Source organism: Halobellus rufus (assembly GCF_000739575.1).
GTDB lineage: Archaea > Halobacteriota > Halobacteria > Halobacteriales > Haloferacaceae > Haloquadratum > Haloquadratum rufum.
On sequence record NZ_BBJO01000047.1, the window covers coordinates 25,085 to 43,761 of the forward strand.

An 18,677-nucleotide genomic window follows, 5' to 3' on the forward strand; every position below is an offset into this window, starting at 1 on the left:
TCGGAAGCCTTCCGAGGGCACCCCTGTCGAGAGTTACCCGTCGAGTCACTCGCGCCGAGCGGCGAAGAACGCGACGGTGGTCAGCGCGCTCAGCGAGACCAGCACGTCGAATCCGAGCAGTCGGCTCCGGAGCGATTCCTCGCCCGACTCGTCGACGAACGTGCCGAGGACGCCGCCGACGAAGTCCCGCGTCGAGTCGAGCACGGACTCGTCGGACTCGTCGTCTGCATCCGGGGTATCCGTCGCGGTCCGAGTGGGATCGGGATCCGAACCGTCAGCGCCGCCTCCGGCGCTGCCTCCCGTACCGCTTCGACCGGCCGATCCGGCTTGTTGGCCCCCGCCTCCGATAGCTGTCGCGGCCGTTCCGTTCCCGCTTTCGGTCGGCGAAGCCGGTCGGACCGCGCGGACGGTTCCCTCGACGAGGAGTTCGTCGACGGCAGGCACGACGTCGACGGCGGAGCTCACGAGGAACTCGTCGTCGACGCGCTGAGCGCCGAAATCCGCGATTGCGGTCCAGCGACCCTCGGGCGTCACGACAGCGGTGACCGTCTTGAGGAACGCCGGATCGGTTCCGTCGGCCGAGCGGATCCGGAGTTCCACCTCCGTGCCGGGGGCGGCGTTCGTCGTCCCGGTGATCGACTGGTTGGTCGCGTTCGCGACGACGACGGGGTCGACGTCCGTCGAGATACTGCCCGAGACGAGCGCGTAGTCGTCCGTGAGCGATCGTTCCTCGTGGTCGAGCCCCGCGTAGGCACGCGTCCCGTTCACGGTGAAAGACGCGATGAGCGCGTCTCCCGTCTCGAACCCGCCGACGCGGTCGCTGTCGTACGCGACGACGTAGGTGTCGTTTCCGGGGTCGGCGACGACCGTCGCGTTTTCGGCGGTGAGTTCGACCCGGTGACGCTCCCCGTTGGCGGTCGGCGCTTCGCTCGTGAGGTTGAGCGCGTACCGGGATTCGGGTCCCGTTCCGGCCAGCGCGAAGAACGCCTCCGTCGGCGTTCCGGACTGCTCGGCGAACGCGCCCGCGAGTCCGGGGCTCACGATCCGGTGGACGACGACGTCCCCGACGGCGACCTCGGAGGCCGCCGTCAGCCGCTCTGTGTCCGTCGCTTCGGACAGGGCCGCCCGCGTCGATAGGTCTGTCCCGGCCGGCGCGACCCAGTTGGTCATCGCGACCGGTGCGGCCGGTTCGACGACGAGCGTCCCCGTCTGCTCGGTCGGAGCGGCCGGATCCTCGCCGGGGCGGACGGCGAGCGGGTACTCGCCGGGATCGATCGTCCCCGCGAGCCGAAGGTTCTCGTCGATATCGGCCGCGAGGACCTCGTCGGCGGACCCTCCGTCGCGGCTGTGGGCGGTGCCGACGCCGAAGACGTCTCCCCCGTCGTCCGGCACGTCGCCAGCGCCGACCGCTGCGGCGGTGTTGAACCAGAGGTCGACGACGCCGTCGCCGTCGTCATCCGCGACCGTCACGTTCGCGCGGAACCCCGCGTCGGGGCTCCCGATGGTCACGGTGGCCGTGTCGGCGTACCGGAGGTCGATCCCGAGTTCGACGACGTCCCCCGCGTGCTCGTCGAGGGTCGACCGGTGGAACGACGCGCTCCGCTCGTCGGCGTCGACGACGCGAACTCGGCGAGAGTCGGCGGTCGAACCGCTCCCCGCGTCGGTGACGCCGATCGTGTAGTTTCCGGGGCCGGCCGCCGCGACGGTCTCCGCGTCGAACGCGAACGGCGTCTCGCCGTTCCCGCTGAGCGTTCGGTTCCGTCGCTCGACGATCGAGCCCTCGACGTCACGGAGCATCGTCTCGACGGTCCGACCGCCCGTGTTCGCGGTGATCGTGCCCTCGATCTCGTCTGCGGTCGTGACGTTCCGATCCGCGATATCCACGCCCAACTCCAGTTCGCGAAGCACGACGTCGAGCGTTCGATCGGGACTCCCGTCGTCTAAGAGCGTCGTGAAGGCGTACTCGCCGCTCCAGTCTCGCGCGTCCGTATCGACGGAGAACACCTGACTTCCCGGGCCGGTGGTCCCGGCGAAGACGAACGATCCCGACCCGTCTTCGACCTCGAAGGCCTGATCGCGGTCGCCCGATCCGTCGGTGGCGAGAAAGGCGATCGTCTCGTTCTCGTAGACGTTCGCAGCGCCCTCGTCCTCGGAGACGGTCGCGCTCGTCACGGTCACGTCGACGACGCCCGGTTCGATCGTTTCGGTGTCGAGCGAGTCGTTGACGGCGTCGATCTCGACGCTGACCGTCGATCGGGGGTCGACGGCGGTCGACGAACTCGCCAGTACCTGCCCGTCGTCGGACCCGTCCGAATCGAGGGCGTAGCGCCCGGCCACGTCCTCGCCGTCGACCGAGATGGTGAGGTTCTCCGTAAGCGTCAGCCCACCGGACTCACCGCCCGCTTTCGAGACGTCTTCGCTGAACGGGATTTCGATCACGCTCTTGGTGTGTGTCAGCGTCGTTCCTGAAATCGCGTCAGCCTCGAATTCCGTTACTGGACCGAGAGTGAGTGGTTCGGATTTTTGCTCTGACTCTTCATCATTTATTGATGCTGTTGCTATTCGATCTTCATTTTCACTCTCATCGGAATATTGTGTGACCACCTCGTCTCCTTTTGAAACGTGGAGTTTGCCCTTAGCATTTGACGTGCTGGCGTCAATAGAACCAGAGAACTCAGAGTCCACTTTGTGTGATATCTTTACAGATTCTCCGCGAGTATAACCGATTGTATCATCTGAGTCCGATTCCGAAAACAAATTAATTTCGACAGTTCCATCGCTATTTCGTGATACACTTTCAATACCTCCGGACCCATCACGTGAATTGTTGTATACGATATCGTAGTATGTTATTTTATTGTCTCCATTGACATCTGCTACTGGGTAATCAGTTGTTATTTGAATACTTTTGTCATCAATATCTTCTGAGCGAACCTCTTGCTGAGGTTCCGTATCCGATTCAATATTGACAACGTAATCCTCGCTCGCCGCGAGGTCACCGTCGTCGACGGTAACGGTGATCGTATCTTCCTCCTCGTAGGTGGACGAATCGAGAGCGATCGTCCCTTGGGTGGCAACTGCCGGTTCGAATCCGACGCCCGTGAGGAGACTGAGTGCGAGAAGCGCTACGAGAGAGACCGCCCGAACGGAGTTCGTGTCGTCTATCATAGAACAACCGGGAGAAAACCAGCAGTACACGGATCGAATTATCGTCCGCCGAATCGAGTTCCCAGATCGTCGTGACTCGACGCCGGGTGTGCCGGCGGTACGTCTGCGGATGAATCCGTCGCAGTCTACCGATCTTCAACCTACGTATGACGATCAAAATTTGATATTAATATCCTTCTCTTCGATTCTCAAAGAAGATAATCTATCGAAATATAATACTATTTTAATATATTTATTGGTGGAATTATACCGCGATACGGACTGCTGAATATTTATCAATTTATTGAACTTATATGCCTGTTCCTACACAATAATTCGGGATGATTCGGATAGACGGTGTACCACAGTTATGTAGTCCCGTAATCACTACGCGTCTATGACTCTCGACGGAGGAGAGGGGGGACGGGAGATCGCTGAACGGTGGGACCGTATCTTCAGGTGTCTCGCTGCGGAACCACGCCGACAGGTGATCTGGTCCCTTTTGGACACCGCGCCGGGGGAGCCGGTGGCGCTCCCGGAGGCGACGATCGATCCGAAAAGTCAGGAGGACCTCGATTCGCTCCGAGTCGAACTCTGCCACCTGCACCTGCCGCTGATGGCTGAGATGGGATTCGTCGAATGGGAGACCGACCCGCTGACCGCGACCCACGGGCCTCGGTTCGAGGAAGTCCGAGCGTTGTTCGAGGCGGCACTCGCAAACGTCGAAGAACTGCCCGACCAACTCGTTGAGGGCTGTCACCGCCTCGAAACCGAACGGCAGCCACCGTCGGGCTGAACGGTTCCGAACGGCGTACCCCGAACGTTCCCTGCGGAATCGACGCTTTTCGACCTCTACTCGATTCCCCGTTCGGAGAGGGATCGAACAAGGAGATGGCGGATTCGACCCTCCGGGCTCAGAGCCGACGCGAGACCTACCGCTCGCGAGGATGCTCTCCGTAGGATAGTCCCGGGCGGATTCGAACCGCCGTCATGGGCTCCAAAGGCCCATATGATTGGCCACTACACCACGGGACTGCACACGGTACTCTCGTCGCAGCGCTTGAAAACCCATCGGGTTCCGACGGCGGCGTCAGTCGACCGCGGCGTCGTTCGGGTCCTGCTCGGTTGATGCGGAGTCGCCGGCGATTCCGCATAGCTCGACGGAGAATCCGCCGCACTCCGGGCAGACGTGGTACTGAACTTCGTACACCGATCCACAGCCCAGACAGTGGTACTGGACCTGTTCGTCGGCTGCGTCCGTCGGTTCGCGAGGTCCCAATCCCGCGAACTCTAGGAGACGGCTGATCGCCGCTGTCCCATCCATACGCGCTCCAATTACGGCAGGGTCTTGAAGATGTGGGCTTCGAGCCAATCAGCGACTGACGGCTCGCTCAGTCCGCGCGCTGCTCGGTTTCGGTGCTTTCGGCACCGATTTTGAGGTGGCAGCAGGCGTCGGTCTCGGGGTCGAAGCAGTCCGGGCAGTCGTCCTCCCGGTCGATGATGGTGTCCAGTCGTTCCGCGACCAAGTCGTCTATGACCGGTTCGAGTTCGCGGGCCTCCGCGCGGAACTCCGAGACCGACAGGACGTTCGCGAGGAAGCGCTCGATGATGCAGTACGTCTGCAGTGCGTCGCGGGCTTGAATGATCCCCTCGTCGGTGAGGCTGACGCCCTTGTACTTCTCGTGTTCGGCGAGTCCCCGCGATTCGAGCTTCCCAATCATCTCGTTCGCGCTCGCCGGACTGACGTCCAGTCGGTCGGCCAGCGCACCCGTCGACGCGGGACCGTTCTCCACCTGCTGGAGGAGATAGATCGCCTTGACGTACTGGTCTGCGGTGTTCATCTCCGTCCTCCGTGATGCATCGTATCTCGTCTCATTAGCGGTTGTTCATCAGCTTCGTGACCTCCTCGACGCCCTCTGCCTCCTCCTCGCGGATCTCGACGAGCACGTCGATGAGGCGGTCGCGGTCGATCCCGAACGTCGCATCCGACGCGCGCAACGCGCCGATGAGATCGTCGTAGAACTTGTAGGCGGTCTCCTCGTTGCACAGTTGGTCGTAGAGTATGTCGTCGAAGTCCTCGGGTTCGGTGCTCCCGTACTGCGCTTCGACGAGCGTCTCGATCTCCTCGAACGGGACGCTCTCGGCGTCGAGTTCGTCGACGAGTTCTTCGAGTCGTTTGCGGTGTCTCGCCGATTCCGCGGCTGCGTGCTCCAAGAGCGACTCGATCTCGGAGTCCAGGGCCGGCGCGTCGTCCAGCGACTGGTAGTGGTGGTACGACCGAGCCTCGACGACCTCCTCGAGGACGATCCCGATCTGGAGGAGCCGCGCGAGCTGGTGATCGGAGGTGACGCGGTGACCGACGCTCACGGGCACACCTCCCGGTTTGCGAGCGACACGCGGTTCATACTCGTTCGGTAGGTAGTGACCGACTTAAGCGGTTCCCTCGTGCTCCGGAGCCGACCCCGGCTGCAGGGTTCCGTCGCTTCGGAAACCGTTTTGCCCGCAGCCTCCCGAGTACGGGTATGTTGTACGACGCGGCCGGAGAGCCCGCATCGCTGACGCCCGCGGAGCTCCGCGAGGCGTACGAAGCCCAACTCAGAGCCGTCGTGACGGATCTCGGCGTCGACGCCGTCGCGGCCGACACCGGCGTCGATTCCGAGACGATCGAAGCGCTCGCCGACGGCCCGGCCCCACAGCTTCGCGTCGAGGACGCGGCGTCGATTCTCGCGCTCGACGGGAGCCGACCGGACGCGGAATCGATCGTGCTCGAACTCCGCGATCACCTCCTGATGGCGATGACCACCGGCGTCGTCGACGTCGACGCCATCGCCTCGAACGTCGACCTCGGTCTCACCGGGCAGGAGATCCAGCAGGCGCTCGAAGGACGGACGGCGATGACGCTGCAGCAGCTCGCGGAGATCCAGCAGTACCTCGCCGAACGGAACGACCGCTGATGGCCCGAGCCGTCATCGTCGGTTGCGGCTACGTCGGCCTCGAACTCGGCCGGCAGCTCCGCGAGGCCGACCACGCGGTCACCGGCGTCCGCCGGTCGGACTCGGGGCTCGACGCCGTCGCCGACGCGGGTCTCGAACCCTGTCGGGCGGACGCGACCGACCCGGACTCGCTCGCGGCGCTGCCCGACGCGGACTGGGTCGTCTTCGCTGCGAGTTCCGGCGGCCGCGGTGCCGACGCCGCCCGCCGGGTGTACGTCGAGGGCCTCCGGAACGTCGTCGAGGAGTACGCCGAGCGGTCGTCGTCCCCGGACAGACTCGTCTACACCTCCTCGACGGGCGTCTACGGGGACCACGGCGGCGACTTCGTCGACGAGGAGACGCCGATCGAGCCGACCACCGAGAAGACGCGCGTCCTCGCGGCGGCCGAACGCGTCGCCGTCGAGGAGGCGGCCGCCGCCGGAATCGACGGCACGGTCGCGCGCTTCGCCGGGCTGTACGGCCCCGACCGCTACCGACTCGGTCGCTACATCGAAGGTCCGGTCACCGAGGGCTACCTGAACATGGTCCACCGCGACGACGCCGCCGGCGCGGTCGCCTTCCTCCTCGAATCCGACCTCGCGCGCGGCGAGGTCGTCCTCGTCGCCGACGACGAACCCGCGGACAAGTGGGCGTTCGCCGACTGGCTGGCGGCGGAGTGCGACCTCCCGTCGCCGCCGAAGCGGACGATCGAGGAGCGGCTCGCCGAGTCTGACCTCTCGGCGGCCGCGAAGCGCCGGCTCCAGACCAGCAAGCGCTGCTCGAACGCCCGGCTTCGCGAACTGGGCTACGAACTCCGGTACCCGACCTTCCGTGAGGGATACCGCGCGGCGATCGACGCGTTCCTCGCAGGTGCAGACCCCAACGAGATCTGAGACTGACGGAGATTCTGTGTGGGGATCGCCACCTCTGTGTGAGGACCGCCACCTCCGGAGGGATCGTGGTCTCTCACCGGGCTATTCTGTTCTCGATCCGCCGACAGTTCCCGGGGAATCTTCTTGAGGGTGCACTCTCACTCGGGACGTATGGGTCTCTCACGCTCCGGTCTCGCGCAGCTCTCCGGCACGGAGCTTCTCGATTCCCTCTCCTCGCTCGTGATGACGTATCCGGCGCTCACGCTGGCGATCCTCGTCGGCCTGTTCGCCAGCGCCGTCGGGCTGTACGCGCTTCGACGCTTCAAACGGCCGATGGGGACGCGGTTCCTCGAATCGGTCGCGGGGCTCGACGAGGTCGCCGTGCTGCTGCACCCCAATCCCGATCCGGACGCGATGGCGACTGGCGTCGCCGTCGCGAGCCTCGTCGAACAGGCCGGCACGTCGCGTCGGTGCAGTACTCCGGACAGATCCGCCATCAGGAGAACCGGGCGTTTCACAACGTGCTCGAACTCGACGTCGAGCAGATCGACCACGTGAGCGACGTCGCCGCCGAGCACGTCGTCTTGGTCGACCACAATCGGCCTCGTGGGTTCGCCGGGTCCGACAGCGTCCTCCCGTTCGCCGTCATCGATCACCACCCCGGGGACGGCACGGGCGAGGCGTCACGGACGTCAGAACCGACTACGGGGCCGCTTCGAGCATCGTCGCCGAGTACTTCGAGGACGTGAACGGCGAGCCGGTCCCCCCCGCGAAGCACGCCAGCGAGATCGAGGCGCCCTACACCGTGCCCTCGGCGATCGCGACGGGGTTGCTGTACGGAATCCTGACGGACACCAAGCGGCTCACCGCCGGCTGCTCGGCGGCGGACTTCGCCGCCGCGGGCTATCTGTACACCGGCGTCGACGAGGACCGGCTGGATCGGATCGCCAACCCCGAGGTGTCGACCGAGGTGTTAGAGCTCAAAGCCCGCGCGATCGCCGGTCGCGACGTCCGTGGTGCGTTCGCCGTCAGCGACGTGGGCCGCGTCTCGAACGCGGACGCGATCCCGCAGGCGGCCGACGAACTCGTCCAGTTGGAGGGCGTCACCGCCGTCGTCGTCCTCGGCGAGCGGAACGGCACGATCCACCTCTCGGGTCGCTCTCGCGACGACCGCGTGCATATGGGACGGGCGCTCGGGTCGGCGCTCGAAGAACTCCGCGACGCCTCGGGCGGCGGCCACGCGCGGATGGGCGGCGGACAGCTCTCGCTGTCGAACGGATCGATCCACACCGCGTTCGGCGGAACGATCTCCCGCGACGACCTCCGCGAGCGCCTCTTCGAGTCGCTGTCGGGCGACGTCTGAGTTCGCCCGGTCCCGCGTCGGTTCCCGCGGCCCAGGATCCGACGCCCGTTTACCCGACGAACACGAAGGGCCGCTATGGCGACGAGTCAGGGGACGTGGGGCTACCGCGACCGCTTCGGTGACGCCTTCGCGCGGACGTACTTCCGACGGTTCGGTCCCGGCGTCGCGTCCAGCGTGGGCCTCGGGACGTATCTCGGCGAGCCGACGGACGAGCGAGACGACCGCTACCGCGAGTGCATCGCGGAGGCGCTCGAATCGGGAATCAACGTCGTCGACACGGCGATCAACTACCGCTGTCAGCGCAGCGAGCGGGCCGTCGGCGACGCGCTCCGACGGGCGTCGGTCGACCGCGAGGAAGTGGTCGTCGCGACGAAGGGCGGCTTCCTCCCGTTCGACGGCTCCCGCCCCGAGGACCCCGCCGCGTACGTCCGCGAGCAGTTCCTCGACGCCGGCCTCCTCGACTCCGAGGACCTCGCGCGCGGAAGCCACGCGATCGCACCCGACTTTCTGGACGCGATGCTCGACCGATCGCTCTCGAATCTCGGCGTCGACACCGTCGACTGCTACTACGTTCACAACCCGGAGACGCAGCTTCACGCGCGAAGCCGTGAAGCGGTGTACGACGCCCTCGAAGCCGCGTTCGAGCGCCTCGAACGACGCCGCGCCGTGGGCGACGTCGGCGGCTACGGCGTCGCCACGTGGGAGGCGTTTCGGGTGCCGCGCGGTCACGACGCGTACCTGTCGCTCCCCGAAGTCGTCGCCCGCGCGGAGGCCGCGGCCGAAACCGTCGGCGTCGACGACGTCGGGCTCCTCGCGGTTCAGCTCCCGTTCAACGTCGCGATGGCGGACGCGTTCACCGTGTCGGCGCACCGACATCCGACCGAAGAGCGGGACGTAAGCGCGCTCGAATACGCGCAGGCGGTGGGGCTCGACGTCGTCGCGAGCGCGGCGCTCGCACAGGGTGAGTTGGCGGCGTCGATTCCGGAGGCCGTCGACGCGGAGTTGAGGGGCGACACGCCCGCCCAGCGGGCGATCAACTTCGCGCGGAGCGCCCCGGGCGTCACGACGGCGCTCGTGGGCACGAGTTCGCCCGCGCACGTTCCGGAAAACGTCGCCGCGGGGACGTTCGAACCGCTCGGCGCGCGGGCGTTCGACGCCGTGTTCGAGTGAGCGGGTATCGTCGCAACCGACGCTACCGTTCGCGGGCGGACGCCGACGCGCCCTCGAATCCGGACGCTATCGAAGCTCCTTCCACTCCTGTTCGCAGTCGGGGCAGCGCCGCACCGTGTATACCTCGTCGGGATCGTTCTTCGTCTTCAGCGACTCTCCGCACTCCTTGCAGTTCAACCGACCGTAGGTGTCTTTCTCCAACTCCCCCGCTCGAAGCCCCTTCCGCGTCGTCTTCATACTCGCCCACTGGTGCCCACGGGGTAAAAAGATCGGTATGTCCGAGCATCCCTCGCGTCGATCGATTCGCGTGCCCCTGACGGGCATCGACAATACTCAGTATGAAGTCCCCCGACGGCGAAGCGCCTCCGTGTCCCGGCGCCGCCTCTTCGGTACGCTCTGCTCGATGATCTTCCTCGTCAACCTGGGGCGCGTCGTCTTCGCGCCCCTGCTCGGCGAGTTCATCACCGTGTTCCGGATCGGCGAGGGGACGGTCGGGATGATCGCGACGCTCGCGTGGCTCGGCAGCGCGATCCCGCGAGTCCCGACGGGGTGGCTGCTCACACGCGTTCCGCGGCACCGCGTGATCCTCGCCACGGGCGCGATCCTCACGGCCGCGTCGCTGTTCATCGCCAGCGCGACGTCGGTCGCGATGGTCGCCGTCGGCGCGCTTTCGATGGGCCTCGCCTCCGGCGTCTACTTCGTCGCCGCCAACCCGCTGGTGAGCGAACTCTACCCCGAGCGCGTCGGCTGGGCGATCGGTATCCACGGGATGACGAGCCAGATCGCCGCCGCGGCCGCCGCGCCGTTGGTCACGCTCGTCTTGACCCTCTTTCTCGACTGGCGGATCGTGTTCGTGACGATCGCCGTCGCCGCCGCCGCCGTCACGCTCACGCTGTTCTTCGTGGCGCGGTCGACGACGCTGCCCGACGCGGGCGCTGCCGACCGCGACGTGATCGCCGCGATCCGCTCGGAGTGGCGCGTCGTCGGGCTCGGCGTCGTCGTCGTGGGCGCGACCGGCTTCGTCTGGCAGGGGCTGTTCAACTTCTACGAGCTGTATATGGTCACGAAGGGGCTCTCGGAACCGACCGCGAAGAACCTCCTGACGGTGATCTTCGCCGCCGGCGTCCCGGCGTTCTTCGTCTCCGGTCGGCTGGTGGACGCGCTCCCTCGCGTCCCCTACATCCTCGCGATCATCACCGGCTTCACCGCGTGCGTCCTCGCGCTGACGGTCACCACCGGGCTCGTCCCGATCGTCGCCCTGACGGCGGTGATCGGCTACGTCCTCCACAGCCTGTTTCCGGCGGTCGACACCTACCTGCTCGACTCGCTCCCGGACGAGTCGCGCGCGAGCGCCTACGCCTGGTACTCCGGGGGGATGATGGTGATCCAAGCCACGGGCTCCTCGGCCGTCGGCGCGCTCCGCGAGACGGGGCTGGCGTACGACGCCATCTTCACACAGTTGTCACTCGGCCTGCTCGCCGTCGTCGCCGGCCTCCTCGTGCTCCAGCGCACCGGACGGCTTCCGCAGTAACGGATCGACCGCCGCCTCCGTCCCGGTTTCGGTCCGTTCTCTGTTGCGTGCAGTCGGCACCCGCGACGGCCGCGACACTCCCGATCACGTATCGCTACGGACTGTCGTCGCCCGATCCGCAGTCCGTATGGCCGTTCGATCCGCGTCGACGTGCCGAGCGACCGCGGCCCGACGCGGAGTGATCCTCACGTCACGGGGGTGCTGGCCCCGCCCTAGTATATAAACGATCGTCGACCTGCACCCGCACCCAACGACGAGCAATCGCGTCCGATCTCGACGGCCGACGGTCCCGGAAGCGGGTCACCGGAACCCCCGCGCTTTTGCTCGTGCCGTCCTGAGGGGACTTCGATGGAGTACGTGCAATCGCGGGTGACGACGCTTCACGACCTCGTCGATCCGTTCCCGGTCGCCCCGACCGACCGGGCGGCAGTCCTGGTCCCGATGGCGGAGCGGGAGTGCGGGGCTCCCGCCGCGACTCGGGTCTTCCGGGTGCTCGAGGGACTCGATCCCGCTCGCGTCGTCGTGCCGCTGCGCGCCGCTCCCGACCGCGTCGGCGAAGTTCGGGAGTGGCTCTCGGGGTTCGACCTCCGCCTCGAACTGCTGTGGTGTGACGGCCCGCGGGTCGCGTCGTTGCTGTCTGCGGCCGGCGTCGACGGCGCGCGCGGGAAGGGCCGCGACGTGTGGCTCGGCCTCGGGCGCGCCGCCGAGGAGGAGTTCGTCGTCGTCCACGACGCCGACACGACGACGTACGACGAGTCGTTCGTCCGCAGGCTGTTGTTCCCGCTCACGCACGGCTACGACTTCGCGAAGGGCTACTACGCTCGGGTCGAAGACGACGGCCTCTACGGGCGGCTCTTCCGGCTCTTCTACGTCCCGCTGGTGCGGACGCTCGCCGACGCCCACTCGGAGCCGTACCTCCGGTACCTCGACGCCTTCCGGTACGCGCTCGCCGGCGAGTTCGCCGCGACCGCCGAGATGGCCCGGCGGCTCCGACCCCCTCGAAAGTGGGGGCTCGAAGTCGGGACGCTGGCGGACGTGTTCGACGTCGCCGGGTTCGACGGGACCGCTCAGGTCGACCTCGGCCGCTACGAACACGACCACCGGGCGGTCGGCGGTTCGACCGGGCTCTCGGACATGAGCCGGTCGGTCGGCGAAACGCTGCTGCGGAGCGTCGTCGAACGCGGCGTCGACGTCGACTTCGCGACGCTCCGGGAGCGCTACGTGGCAACCGCGGAGACGCTCGTCGAGCAGTACGCGATGGACGCGGCGTTCAACGACCTCCCCTTCGACCGGGAGCACGAGCGCTCGCAGGTGTCGCAGTACGCCGACGCGGTCGCAGAGCCGTCTCCGACCGACGACCGCCTGCCCGCCTGGACGGAGACGTCGCTGTCGACGGACGCGCTGGCGGAGGCGGCCGCCGCCGACGTCGAGGAGGCGACGACCGGGAGCCGCGACGTCGCCGCCGCGGACGCGCGGGGGTTCGGCGAATGACGACGGAGCTTCAGATCGACGAACTGGCGGGCGTCGTCGATCTCTTCGGCGCGCTCACGCCCGCGGAAACGACCCGCGCGCTCGACGAACTGGCGTTCAAGCAGGGCGGGGAGATCGAGGCGTCGGCGGCGGAGGCCGCCGTCGAAGACGCCCTCGACGCCTACGCGCTCGTTCGCTACGAACGCGACGGACAGGCGCTCCTCGCCCCCGGCCCGACGGCGTTTCCCACGCTCCCCGAGAACGCCGAAGATCTGCCGCACATCCTCGACGTTCCGGAGCGCGACGTCGATCGGGAGGCCGCGGGCGAGGCGGTCGCGTCGCGGCTCAGAGCGGAGGCGGCGCGGGCCGTCGACGCGGGCGAGGAGTCGACGATGCGGGAACTCCTCGACGTGACGTACGACGTGGCGGTGTGGTCCGACGCGGTCGCCGTCGACGACGTGCGGGCGCGGCTCGACGACGCGCTCTCGGAGTGACCCGCGATCTGATGGAATTCTTCATCAATCCTCAGCACACAGTATAAGCCCCTTCAGATCGTACGTGTCCGCGAATATGGATCTCTCGCGGGTGGCGGCCCACGCACCCGACGCGGTCGACGGTGCGGGCCAGCAGGCGGCGGTGCTCGCGCCCATCCTCGATCGGGGCGGTGAGCCGCACGTCCTCTTTACGCGGCGCGCGGATCACCTCGGCGAGCACCCGGGGCAGATGAGCTTCCCGGGCGGGTCGCGCGAGCCCGTCGACCCCGATCTGCGCGCGACGGCCCTCCGCGAAGCCGACGAGGAGATCGGACTGCGGGCCGAGGAGACGCGGGTCGTCGGCCGCATCGACGACATCGAGACGGTCACCGATTACTCGGTGCGCCCGTACGTCGCGCGCGTCCCCGACCGCGAGTACGATCCCGACGAACGCGAGGTCGCCGAGGTCGTCGCGCTCCCGGTGTCGGGGCTCACCGACCTCGACAACTACGAGTCCGAGCGACGCGAGCACCCGACCTACGGCGCGCGCCGGATCCACTTCTTCCACGTCGACGGATACACGGTCTGGGGGGCGACGGGCGTGATGCTGCTGCAACTGCTCGAACTGACGACCGACTGGACCGTTCCGGAGGAACCCGACCGCGTGGTCGACCCCGACGCGGAACTTCCGGTGTGAAAGAGAGCTTTACTCGCCGCCGCCGCGTTTGGGAACGACCACTTCGAGCGTTCCCGACCGGGTGACCGTCGCCGTCGCGCCCTCGGGGTCGACCGCGACGCCCTCGGGAAGGGCGACCGCGCCGTCCAAGGAGAGCCCGCGGCCCGGGAACCGCATCTCGTACCCCTCGTGGAAGTCGCGGAAGCGATCGATCGCCACGCGCACCTCGTTGTCGACGAACCGCACCTGCACGTCTTTCTGCCGCGCGCCGGGCGCGTCGAAGACGACGAGGAACGCGTCGTCGCTCTCCAACAGGTCGGACGGCAGCGGCGTCCGCTCGTGGAACCGCGCGACGCCGCGACCGACGCGTTCGAGCGCGTTGGTAGCGATCGACTCGCCGAGTTCCTTCAGTCGGCGCGGCGCGTCCTCCGGCGCGGTGATTTGGTCGTGTTCGGTCATAGCTCGATCGCCTCCAGACAGTCGCTCCCCCGGCAGTACGGGCAGACGAAGTCCGCGACGCCGACCGATTCGGGCATGTCGTAGGTGTAGTGCAACTCGAACATATCCAGCTCGCACTCGTCGTCGGTGCAGCGAACTTCGAGCGTCGTGGGCATATCCGCGGGTTGGCCCGCCACGCTCATAAGCGCGCGGGCTCGGGGAAAGAGAGAACTAGGCTTCGAGTCCGAGTCCGGCGGCCGCGATCGCGGCGTCGACGCCGTCGTCGTCGTGAACGATGGCGCTGACCGCGCGGGTGATCGACTCGGGCTCTTCGTGCTGGAAGATCGACCGGCCCATCGAGACGCCGGCCGCGCCGGCGTCCATCGCGCCGCGGACCATCTCGACGGTCTCGCGGTCGGTCCCGCGGCTGCCGCCGGCGATGACGACCGGCAGTCGCGTCGCCTCACAGACCCGCTCGAAGGAGTCGGCGTCGCCGGAATAGGCGGTCTTGACGACGTCCGCGCCGAGTTCCTCGGCGATGCGGACGGCGTGCGCGAGGCTGTCGGCGTCGTGCTCGTCGACGCCCGGCCCCCGCGCGTAGCTCATCGCGAGCACGGGGATCCCGAGTTGATGGGCCGTCTCGGTCAGATCGCCGAGTTCGGTCAACTGGTCGGGCTCGTGGTCGCTGCCGACGTTGATGTGGAACGAGACGGCGTCCGCGCCCGCCCGAAGCGCCTCCTCTACGGTTCCGGTCCGCCGCTTGTCGTTGGAGTCGGGGCCGATCGAGGTCGACCCGTTCAGGTGGACGATGTAGCCCTTCCCGTTCTTGTTCGGGTGCACGCGCGGCGCGATACCCTTCTGCGTGAGGACGGCGTCCGCGCCGCCGCGAGTGATCGCGTCGACGGTCGATTCGATGTCGACGAGCCCGGCGACGGGCCCGAGTGTGATGCCGTGGTCCATCGGGACGACGAGGTATCGCCCCCCTGTCGAGATGCGGCTGAGCCGCGCGGAGAGTCCTGCGTTCATCGTGTGTTATCCTGTGGCAACCGGTGGTTATTTGCCTTCCGCTTGGGGCACACGTTGATCGTATCCGCGCAGCGCCCCCTGCTTCAGCTCTCGGGCCTTCGATTCGAGGCGCTCGGCGACGGCGTCGGCCGATTCTCCGTCTTTGGCCCCGTCGGCGACGATGTCAACGAGCGCGCTCCCGACGATGATGCCGTCCGCGCCGCCGGCGACGATCCGCTCGGCGTGCTCGCCCGTCTTGATCCCGAAGCCGACCGCCTTCGGGACGTCGTAGTCTGCGAGTCGGTCCAGGCTCTGTTCGGTCTGTCCGGAGACGTCGTCCTGCGCGCCCGTGACGCCCAGCCGCGCCTGCACGTAGACGTACCCCGAGACCTGCGACATGATCCGCTCCAGCCGCTCCCCGCGCGTCGTCGGCGCGACGATGAACACCAGGTCGAGGCCGAACTCGTCGCAGGCCTCCCGGAGCGGGTCCGCCTCCTCGGCGGGGAGGTCTGGGACGACGAAGCCCGAGAGGCCGACCTCGGCGGCGCGCTCGACGAACGGGCGCGGGCCGGGTTCGTCTCCGTACTGGTAGATGAGGTTGTAGTAGGTCATACAGACCAGCGGCACGTCGACAGCGAGGTCCTCAACGAACTCGAAGAACCGATCGGGGGTCATCCCGCCCTCCAGCGCACGCACGACGGCGCTCTGGATCGTCGGCCCCTCGGCGATCGGCTCCGAGAACGGCAGACCGAGTTCGATGACGTCCGCGCCGCCGCGTTCGAGCGCCTCGACGTATTGCAGCGACGACTCGTAGTCGGGGTCGCCCGCCGCGAGGTACGGGACGAACGCCGGGCCGTCGGCGAACGCCGCCGCGAGCTCCGGGTTCGCGGCCGTCGTATTCTCGCTCTCGTCACCCATCTCAGAACCCCCCCGAGAACTCCGCGAGCGACGGCGCCGCGTCGATGTCGCGTTTCTCGGTCTCCTCGATCACGGTTTCGAGGTCCTTGTCGCCGCGCCCCGAGACGTTCACGAGCACGACGTCGCCGAGGTCGTCGTAGTTCTCTTCGAGGTACCCGAACGCGTGCGCCGACTCCAGCGCGGGGATGATCCCTTCGAGTTGGGAGAGCCGGTGGAACGCTTCCAACGCGCCGTCGTCGTCGACATTGACCGCGTTCACCCGGCCGTCGTCGACGAGTCGCGCGAGCTCCGGGCCGACGCCCGCGTAGTCGAGTCCGGCGGAGACGCTGTGACTCTCCATGATCTGGCCGTCGGTGTCCTGGAGGATCTTGGTCCGCGCGCCGTGGAGCACGCCCTCCTCGCCCGTCGACAGCGACGCCGAGTTCGGCGCGACGCCGGCCTCCTCGTCGACGTCGAGGCTGGAGCCGCCCGCCTCGACGGCGTAGAGGCCGACGCCCTCGTCGTCGACGAAGTTCGCGAACGCGCCCATCGTGTTCGAGCCGCCGCCCGCGCACGCGAGGACGGAATCGGGGAGGCCGCCCGTCTTCTCCCGTACCTGCCGGCGGGCCTCCTCCGAGATGACGGCCTGGAAGTCCCGGACCATCGCGGGGAAGGGGTGCGGCCCGACGACCGAGCCGATGACGTAGTGGGTGTCCTCGACGTTCGTCGCCCAGTCGCGCATCGTCTCCGAGATGGCCTCTTTGAGGGTTCCGCGCCCCGTCGTCACCGGGTTCACTTCCGAGCCGTTGAGCCGCATCCGGAAGACGTTGGGACGCTGGCGGTTGATGTCGGTCTCGCCCATGTAGATCTCACAGGGCATATCGAGGTGGGCCGCCGCCATCGCGGTCGCGGTGCCGTGCTGGCCCGCGCCCGTCTCGGCGACGATCCGCTCTTTGCCCATATACTTCGCGAGCAGTACCTGCCCGAGCGCGTTGTTGAGCTTGTGCGCGCCGCCGTGCAGCAGGTCCTCGCGCTTGAGGTATACCTCCCGGTCGTAGCGCTCCGAGAGCCGCTCGGCGTACTGCGTCGGCGTCGGTCGCCCGCCGAAGTCCCGCAGTCGCGCCCGGAAGTCGTCCATAAATCCGTCCTCGTTCTCCAGTACGTACCGCTGGTAGGCGTCCGTCAGCTCCTCGATCGCCGGCATCAACGCCTCCGGAACGTACTGTCCGCCGTACTCGCCGAACTTGCCGTCCGCGTATGTCTGTGTCATCGTGTTGAGTCGGTGTGTTCCGCCTGTGGTTCCGTGTCGGTCGCCTCCGCCGTGAGTCGTTCGGTGTTCGATTCGACGTCGCCGTCCATGATCGCGGTCCCGATCAGGATCGCGTCCGCGCCCGCCGCGCGCATCCGCTCTACGTCCGCGACCGTCGAGACGCCGCTCTCGGCGAGGAGGGTCACGTCGTCGGGGACGTGCGGGGCGATCGCCTCGAACGTGCCGAGGTCGACTTCCAACTGCCCCAGATCGCGGTTGTTCACGCCGACGATCTCCGCGCCGACGTCGAGGGCGCGTTCCAGTTCCTCGCGGGTGTGGACCTCGACGAGCGGCTGGAATCCTCGATCGCGCGCGGCCTCGTACAGCGTCGCGAGCGAGTCGGTGCCGTCCTCGTCGAGGAAGCGCGCGATGAGCAGGACCAGGTCGGACTCGACGGCGTCGAGTTGCGCCTCGCGAACGACGAAATCTTTCCGCAGGACGGGGACGTCGACCGCCTCTCTGACCCGCCGAAGGTTCTCCGTCGACCCGCCGAAGTGCTCCGGCTCGGTCAGAACCGAGAGCGCGGTCGCGCCGCCGGCGACCATCTGTTCGGCGAGATCGACCGCGTCGTCGGTCCGCTCGCCGTCGGTCGTCGGGCTCGTCGGCTTCACTTCCGCGACGACCGGCACGCGATCCGCCGCTTCGGTCGCCGCGACCGCCTCGGGGAACGAGCGCGCGTCCACGTCGACGCGCGTCTCGCCGCCGGGCCGCTCGCGCGCCGCCGCGAGGATCGATCGCACCTCGGGGGCAAGTTTGTCCTCACTAGCGTTCATCTATGTTCATTAACGGACGCTTTTGCACATAAGGCTTGCGCGTCGAGGCCGGACTCGGGACTCCACAGCGCGCGCTGAGAAGGGTTGAAGTCCGGCCCGGCAGAACTCGCGGGTATGGACGCTTCGGACGTCGGCATCTTCGCTCGCGAGTCGGAACTGTTGGAGCGTGCGGTCGAAATCGGCATCGCCAGCGGCCGCGTCGTCGGCGTGTCGTTCCCGTCGTCGCTTCCGGACGACGCCGAGACCGATCACCCGCTGCTCGACCGCGTCTTCGCGTATCTGGACGGCGAGGCCGACCACTTCGCAGACGTCGACGTGGCGCTGACGGTACCGACCGACCGGCGGCGCGTGCTGGAGGCCGCTCGCAACGTCCCGCACGGCGAGACGGTCTCGATCGATCGGGTGGCCCGAATGGCTGGGATGGACCCCGAGGACGCGGACGACCTCGAAACCGCGCGGTCGGCGCTCGCGGAGAATCCGGCTCCGATCTTCGTCCCGGATCACCGCGTCACCGGCGCGCCCGGCGCGACGCCGGACTCGATCGCGCGGCGGTTGCGGGCGCTGGAATCCGGCTGACCGGT

Annotated in this window: 19 protein-coding genes, 1 tRNA gene and 2 pseudogenes; 10 read left to right on the forward strand and 12 right to left on the reverse strand. The window is 67.5% G+C overall.

Annotated elements, in window-relative coordinates; genetic code table 11:
• Positions 1-45: 45 nt before the first annotated feature.
• Entirely contained in the window at positions 46-2,439 is a 2,394-nt protein-coding gene (locus tag ACP99_RS16345) for a DUF7827 domain-containing protein (protein ID WP_049987619.1), read from the reverse strand.
• 1,105 nt (positions 2,440-3,544) lie between these two features.
• Between ACP99_RS16345 and ACP99_RS16350 the strand changes: the two genes are divergently transcribed.
• Positions 3,545-3,943: a DUF7344 domain-containing protein gene (locus ACP99_RS16350; RefSeq protein ID WP_049987620.1), complete on the forward strand. Its 399-nt coding sequence runs from the start codon at positions 3,545-3,547 to the stop codon at positions 3,941-3,943.
• A 166-nt stretch (positions 3,944-4,109) separates the two neighbouring features.
• Here ACP99_RS16350 and ACP99_RS16355 read toward each other — a convergent pair.
• The 4 genes from ACP99_RS16355 to ACP99_RS16370 form a co-directional block, all read right to left on the reverse strand.
• A tRNA-Gln gene (locus ACP99_RS16355) sits at positions 4,110-4,182 on the reverse strand.
• Between the two features lie 55 nt (positions 4,183-4,237).
• The gene (locus ACP99_RS16360) at positions 4,238-4,471 is read right to left on the reverse strand and encodes a hypothetical protein (RefSeq protein ID WP_049987621.1); all 234 of its coding nucleotides are present in this window, start codon (positions 4,469-4,471) and stop codon (positions 4,238-4,240) included.
• Between the two features lie 67 nt (positions 4,472-4,538).
• Positions 4,539-4,988, reverse strand: coding sequence for a metal-dependent transcriptional regulator (locus ACP99_RS16365; RefSeq protein ID WP_049987622.1), 450 nt, complete (start codon positions 4,986-4,988; stop codon positions 4,539-4,541).
• A 34-nt stretch (positions 4,989-5,022) separates the two neighbouring features.
• Positions 5,023-5,514, reverse strand: coding sequence for a rubrerythrin (locus ACP99_RS16370; protein WP_049987670.1), 492 nt, complete (start codon positions 5,512-5,514; stop codon positions 5,023-5,025).
• A gap of 155 nt (positions 5,515-5,669) precedes the next feature.
• Here ACP99_RS16370 and ACP99_RS16375 point away from each other — a divergent pair, with 155 nt between their 5' ends.
• The 4 genes and pseudogenes from ACP99_RS16375 to ACP99_RS16390 all read left to right on the forward strand — a co-directional run bounded on the left by ACP99_RS16375 (position 5,670) and on the right by ACP99_RS16390 (position 9,524).
• The gene (locus tag ACP99_RS16375; RefSeq protein ID WP_049987623.1) at positions 5,670-6,101 is read left to right on the forward strand and encodes a DUF5791 family protein; all 432 of its coding nucleotides are present in this window, start codon (positions 5,670-5,672) and stop codon (positions 6,099-6,101) included.
• Positions 6,101-7,012: an NAD-dependent epimerase/dehydratase family protein gene (locus tag ACP99_RS16380; RefSeq protein WP_049987624.1), complete on the forward strand. Its 912-nt coding sequence runs from the start codon at positions 6,101-6,103 to the stop codon at positions 7,010-7,012. The genes ACP99_RS16375 and ACP99_RS16380 overlap by 1 nt, the downstream gene beginning before the upstream one ends.
• Positions 7,013-7,162: 150 nt before the next feature.
• Positions 7,163-8,354, forward strand: a pseudogene (locus ACP99_RS16385) (DHH family phosphoesterase).
• A gap of 75 nt (positions 8,355-8,429) precedes the next feature.
• Positions 8,430-9,524 (forward strand): aldo/keto reductase, encoded by a 1,095-nt coding sequence (locus ACP99_RS16390; protein WP_049987625.1) that lies wholly within the window; start codon positions 8,430-8,432, stop codon positions 9,522-9,524.
• A 66-nt stretch (positions 9,525-9,590) separates the two neighbouring features.
• Here the strand turns inward: ACP99_RS16390 and ACP99_RS20670 are convergent, their stop codons facing one another.
• Positions 9,591-9,761, reverse strand: coding sequence for an HVO_0758 family zinc finger protein (locus ACP99_RS20670; RefSeq protein ID WP_197052500.1), 171 nt, complete (start codon positions 9,759-9,761; stop codon positions 9,591-9,593).
• A 166-nt stretch (positions 9,762-9,927) separates the two neighbouring features.
• Here ACP99_RS20670 and ACP99_RS16395 point away from each other — a divergent pair, with 166 nt between their 5' ends.
• From ACP99_RS16395 to ACP99_RS16410, 4 genes are all read left to right on the forward strand, one after another.
• Complete coding sequence (locus ACP99_RS16395; protein WP_049987626.1) at positions 9,928-11,055, forward strand: MFS transporter; 1,128 nt, start codon at positions 9,928-9,930, stop codon at positions 11,053-11,055.
• 348 nt (positions 11,056-11,403) lie between these two features.
• The gene (locus ACP99_RS16400) at positions 11,404-12,546 is read left to right on the forward strand and encodes a glycosyl transferase family 2 (protein WP_049987627.1); all 1,143 of its coding nucleotides are present in this window, start codon (positions 11,404-11,406) and stop codon (positions 12,544-12,546) included.
• Positions 12,543-13,019 carry a DUF7109 family protein gene (locus ACP99_RS16405; protein WP_049987628.1) on the forward strand — a complete coding sequence of 159 codons (477 nt, stop codon included), beginning with the start codon at positions 12,543-12,545 and terminating at the stop codon, positions 13,017-13,019. Before ACP99_RS16400 ends, ACP99_RS16405 begins: the two co-directional genes overlap by 4 nt.
• Before the next feature lie 76 nt (positions 13,020-13,095).
• Positions 13,096-13,695, forward strand: a complete 600-nt coding sequence (locus tag ACP99_RS16410) for an NUDIX hydrolase (RefSeq protein ID WP_049987629.1) — start codon at positions 13,096-13,098, stop codon at positions 13,693-13,695.
• Between the two features lie 27 nt (positions 13,696-13,722).
• On the opposite strand, the pseudogene ACP99_RS16415 reads toward ACP99_RS16410, so the two are convergent.
• The 6 genes and pseudogenes from ACP99_RS16415 to trpC all read right to left on the reverse strand — a co-directional run.
• Positions 13,723-14,133: pseudogene (locus ACP99_RS16415) on the reverse strand (Hsp20/alpha crystallin family protein); the annotation flags it as partial.
• A complete protein-coding gene (locus tag ACP99_RS20675; RefSeq protein ID WP_197052501.1) occupies positions 14,130-14,288 on the reverse strand; it encodes a DUF7559 family protein in 159 nt (52 codons plus the stop codon). The gene ACP99_RS20675 and the pseudogene ACP99_RS16415, both read right to left, overlap by 4 nt.
• Before the next feature lie 55 nt (positions 14,289-14,343).
• Positions 14,344-15,138, reverse strand: a complete 795-nt coding sequence (locus ACP99_RS16425) for a 2-amino-3,7-dideoxy-D-threo-hept-6-ulosonate synthase (RefSeq protein ID WP_049987632.1) — start codon at positions 15,136-15,138, stop codon at positions 14,344-14,346.
• A gap of 27 nt (positions 15,139-15,165) precedes the next feature.
• Positions 15,166-16,035, reverse strand: coding sequence for a tryptophan synthase subunit alpha (gene trpA, locus ACP99_RS16430; RefSeq protein ID WP_049987633.1), 870 nt, complete (start codon positions 16,033-16,035; stop codon positions 15,166-15,168).
• Between the two features lies 1 nt (position 16,036).
• Positions 16,037-17,284, reverse strand: coding sequence for a tryptophan synthase subunit beta (trpB, locus tag ACP99_RS16435; protein WP_049987634.1), 1,248 nt, complete (start codon positions 17,282-17,284; stop codon positions 16,037-16,039).
• Positions 17,281-18,096, reverse strand: coding sequence for an indole-3-glycerol phosphate synthase (trpC, locus tag ACP99_RS16440; protein WP_049987635.1), 816 nt, complete (start codon positions 18,094-18,096; stop codon positions 17,281-17,283). Before trpC ends, trpB begins: the two co-directional genes overlap by 4 nt.
• Before the next feature lie 114 nt (positions 18,097-18,210).
• On the opposite strand from trpC, the gene ACP99_RS16445 reads away from it, so the two are divergent.
• Positions 18,211-18,672 carry an MGMT family protein gene (locus ACP99_RS16445; RefSeq protein ID WP_049987636.1) on the forward strand — a complete coding sequence of 154 codons (462 nt, stop codon included), beginning with the start codon at positions 18,211-18,213 and terminating at the stop codon, positions 18,670-18,672.
• Positions 18,673-18,677 lie beyond the last annotated feature (5 nt).

Excerpts from the sequence above, each read along its gene's own strand:
- ACP99_RS16395 (WP_049987626.1), top strand. The coding sequence starts at position 9,928 with ATGATCTTCCTCGTCAACCTGGGGCGCGTCGTCTTCGCGCCCCTGCTC.
- ACP99_RS16405 (WP_049987628.1), top strand. The coding sequence starts at position 12,543 with ATGACGACGGAGCTTCAGATCGACGAACTGGCGGGCGTCGTCGATCTC.
- ACP99_RS16425 (WP_049987632.1), bottom strand. The coding sequence starts at position 15,138 with ATGAACGCAGGACTCTCCGCGCGGCTCAGCCGCATCTCGACAGGGGGG.
- trpC (WP_049987635.1), bottom strand. The coding sequence starts at position 18,096 with ATGAACGCTAGTGAGGACAAACTTGCCCCCGAGGTGCGATCGATCCTC.
- ACP99_RS16445 (WP_049987636.1), top strand. The coding sequence starts at position 18,211 with ATGGACGCTTCGGACGTCGGCATCTTCGCTCGCGAGTCGGAACTGTTG.
- ACP99_RS16400 (WP_049987627.1), top strand. The coding sequence starts at position 11,404 with ATGGAGTACGTGCAATCGCGGGTGACGACGCTTCACGACCTCGTCGAT.
- ACP99_RS16375 (WP_049987623.1), top strand. The coding sequence starts at position 5,670 with ATGTTGTACGACGCGGCCGGAGAGCCCGCATCGCTGACGCCCGCGGAG.
- ACP99_RS16410 (WP_049987629.1), top strand. The coding sequence starts at position 13,096 with ATGGATCTCTCGCGGGTGGCGGCCCACGCACCCGACGCGGTCGACGGT.
- ACP99_RS16350 (WP_049987620.1), top strand. The coding sequence starts at position 3,545 with ATGACTCTCGACGGAGGAGAGGGGGGACGGGAGATCGCTGAACGGTGG.
- ACP99_RS16360 (WP_049987621.1), bottom strand. The coding sequence starts at position 4,471 with ATGGATGGGACAGCGGCGATCAGCCGTCTCCTAGAGTTCGCGGGATTG.
- ACP99_RS20675 (WP_197052501.1), bottom strand. The coding sequence starts at position 14,288 with ATGCCCACGACGCTCGAAGTTCGCTGCACCGACGACGAGTGCGAGCTG.
- trpB (WP_049987634.1), bottom strand. The coding sequence starts at position 17,284 with ATGACACAGACATACGCGGACGGCAAGTTCGGCGAGTACGGCGGACAG.
- ACP99_RS16365 (WP_049987622.1), bottom strand. The coding sequence starts at position 4,988 with ATGAACACCGCAGACCAGTACGTCAAGGCGATCTATCTCCTCCAGCAG.
- trpA (WP_049987633.1), bottom strand. The coding sequence starts at position 16,035 with ATGGGTGACGAGAGCGAGAATACGACGGCCGCGAACCCGGAGCTCGCG.
- ACP99_RS16380 (WP_049987624.1), top strand. The coding sequence starts at position 6,101 with ATGGCCCGAGCCGTCATCGTCGGTTGCGGCTACGTCGGCCTCGAACTC.
- ACP99_RS16390 (WP_049987625.1), top strand. The coding sequence starts at position 8,430 with ATGGCGACGAGTCAGGGGACGTGGGGCTACCGCGACCGCTTCGGTGAC.
- ACP99_RS20670 (WP_197052500.1), bottom strand. The coding sequence starts at position 9,761 with ATGAAGACGACGCGGAAGGGGCTTCGAGCGGGGGAGTTGGAGAAAGAC.